The sequence below is a fragment of the Vibrio sp. 10N.222.48.A3 genome (genome assembly GCF_041475345.1).
Lineage (GTDB): Bacteria > Pseudomonadota > Gammaproteobacteria > Enterobacterales > Vibrionaceae > Vibrio > Vibrio tasmaniensis_A.
This window is the reverse complement of record NZ_JBFRVX010001172.1, coordinates 1-974: the sequence shown is the minus strand read 5'-3', so window position 1 is coordinate 974 and position 974 is coordinate 1. Positions and strand designations below refer to the sequence as shown.

1 protein-coding gene is annotated in these 974 nt (G+C 42.4%); it reads right to left on the bottom strand.

What is annotated here, in order from left to right; genetic code table 11:
• Positions 1-577 precede the first annotated feature (577 nt).
• Positions 578-974 (bottom strand): NAD-binding protein (locus AB4653_RS24730; protein WP_372105552.1); only part of this gene is annotated, 397 nt, incomplete at its 5' end.

The following is a 974-nucleotide window of genomic DNA, read 5'->3' as shown; positions in this document are numbered from 1 at the left end:
TTTCATCAACTAAGCATTCACTAAAACCATTCAAGCCTTAGAATTATTTGTAATACAATTAACCTTAAGGTATGGTGTGTTTGAATCATAACTTAAGTTCTTTCTGGATACTTTTGTGCAATTCAAAGTGGTAATTGAAGCAACGTGCTTTAAGGTCATTGAACACGTTTAATGTAGAAACTGTCGGGGGATCTCGTTAATCGTTACTTCACTTGTCTTGCTCATTGGTTTGTCCAGACGGCTAGTCCGAATACGCCCACACAGTCACCAGCTGTGTGGGCTTTTTTTTGCTTTTCATTGACGATTGAGGACGTGATTGCTCATCCGCGCGAACGACCACACATCAACGTTACTTTGAAATATATGAGAATGGTGAGTCAGTTTATATCTAACAATGCGCGTCTATAACAAAGAGTTTCGAAGGAAATGAAGTGTTAGCAAGAAGCATTGAAACATTGAAAGGCTGAGCTTAAATGAGACGGGCTTGTAGATAAGACTTTGTGTAGATAAAAAACGAACCTCGCTGAGGTATCGCCGCCTAACAGACAGGCAATACCCTAGCGAGGTCGTACGTCGATTACTTCTCTAGTTTAGCGAAGTAGTCGAAGATTACTGGTACATCGTTGTTACCCATGCCAGCATCAACAGCAGCTTGTAGGCTTGTTGCAGTACCTTGAGCGATTAGAGACTCAGTACCTAGCTCTTCACAAAGTGCAAGGAAGTAACCAAGGTCTTTGTTAGCGTTAGCAACAGAAAAACCTAACTTCTCTTCGCCATCTACAGCGTAGAACTTACAGAATTGCATGAACGGAGAGTTAGATGGACCTGCAGACATGATATCAAACAGTTGTTGCCCATCAACACCAGCGCGTTGAGCAACAGCGAAAGCTTGAGACATAGTCGCAACAGTTGTCATACCCATGAAGTTGTTTACAAGCTTAGTCACGTGACCTGAACCTAGAGCACCTAGGTGG